Annotated in this window: 3 protein-coding genes; 2 read left to right on the forward strand and 1 reads right to left on the reverse strand. The window is 53.3% G+C overall.

The features are described 5' to 3' along the window. A partial coding sequence (locus H7F11_RS16570; protein ID WP_193658297.1) for a transglycosylase SLT domain-containing protein occupies positions 1-756 on the reverse strand: 756 nt, incomplete at its 3' end. A 196-nt stretch (positions 757-952) separates the two neighbouring features. On the opposite strand from H7F11_RS16570, the gene H7F11_RS16575 reads away from it, so the two are divergent. Together H7F11_RS16575 and H7F11_RS16580 are read left to right on the forward strand one after the other, a co-directional pair. Further along, positions 953-1,141: a hypothetical protein gene (locus H7F11_RS16575; protein ID WP_193651918.1), complete on the forward strand. Its 189-nt coding sequence runs from the start codon at positions 953-955 to the stop codon at positions 1,139-1,141. A 31-nt stretch (positions 1,142-1,172) separates the two neighbouring features. Then, the coding region (locus H7F11_RS16580) for a transposase (protein ID WP_193658299.1) at positions 1,173-1,541 on the forward strand (369 nt) is incomplete at its 3' end.

A 1,541-nucleotide genomic window follows, 5' to 3' on the forward strand; every position in this document is an offset into this window, starting at 1 on the left:
CGTGGGCTCGGAGATGTGTATAAGAGACAGATTCAGATCCCAGAAATCGGTAGGTTGGCCGGCTGCCACGTTTTGCTGGATAGCGGCGGAAACCGTACCCTGTCCGGCATTGTAGGCAGCAATCGCCAGGAGCCAGTTTCCACCAAAATAATTGTATAAATAAGACAGGTAATCCAGGGCGGCGTTGGTCGAAGCCGTCAGACTCAGGCGGGGATCCCCGTAACGCGTATTTTGCAATCCAAAACTCCGCGCGGTTCCGGGCACAAACTGCCAGAGCCCTGCGGCGGCGGCAGGAGAATAGGCTTTAGGATTGTAGCCGCTCTCAATGGCAGGCAGTAGAGCCAGTTCCATGGGCAGGCCGCGTTGAGAAACGGCGTTGACTACGTAATAGAGGAAAGGACGCGAATTGCCGAGAATTTCTTCGAGTTTGCCCTGATGCTGCAAAAACCAGGTGCGCCATTTATCGACTTCAACCCGAGACACGTCACTGAGGCGCAGACCCTGGTCAATGTTTGTCCAGACGTTACCTGATCCGGTCTGGTCGCCAAAGGCCCCCGCCGCCTCGAATTGCTGCAGTGTCGCCGCAAGACTGTCATTGCCGGGGTGGTTGCTTACGCTGGAATCTGAAGAGGTCCCAACCGATGCTGCGCCCTGTAAGTCACTTTGTGGCAGCCCTATGGTTTGGCTATCTGCCCAAGCCATAGGACTGCTCCCTAGCACCACCGCAGTGGCGATAGCGATTATTCGTTTGTTCATGTTGCTCCTTCCTGGGCGGGTTCAATCCACAATCGGGCGTCCCGCAGACGTTACCCTTCACAATAAGGATGTCATTATAAACAGCAGCTTGGTACGGCCTTTGCTTACTATCTTAGGGATAGTAAGCAAAACCAATATCCCGAGTCAATCGACTTTTCTTGAGGCCGCTCGCTTGGCTTGCTTTACGCGTCGATTTTTGAAAGCCTTGAACGCAGGCATTACTGGACAGGAAATTGAAGGCAAAGGAAAGATTGCGGTTGAGCTTGGAGAAAGCCTGCTTGGTTGCAAAGCGTATTTCGGCATTGCCGAGGTACTGAGCCTTCTGCGTTACTTCGAGATCCTAGCAGCTTGTCGGACTTTCATTTTGCCTAAAATTATCGTATAATTACTTATGATTCAATGTGATGAGTGATTTTATGGCCCACTTCCTCGATGCTGACCGCAAGACCGATTATCTTCTGCCCCCCTCCATGGACGACTGGCTTCCGGAAGGGCACCTGGCGCGATTTATCGTGGAAGTCATTGATCAGCTCGATCTCTCGCTGCTGGTCCAACAATATGCGGGTCGTGGCCATAAGGCCTATCACCCGGCCACCCTCCTGGCGATTCTGGTCTACGGCTATGCCAACGGGGTCTTTTCCAGCCGTAAACTGGAACAAGCCACCTATGATTCCGTGGCTTTCCGTTACCTCGCGGCCGGTAGCCATCCGGATCACGATACCCTGGCCACCTTCCGTCGCCGTTTTCTGGGCGAACAGCAAGGATTGTTCGTGCAGGTATTGGAA

This window comes from Acidithiobacillus sp. HP-2, from assembly GCF_015100155.1.
In the GTDB taxonomy this organism is placed as follows: domain Bacteria; phylum Pseudomonadota; class Gammaproteobacteria; order Acidithiobacillales; family Acidithiobacillaceae; genus Acidithiobacillus.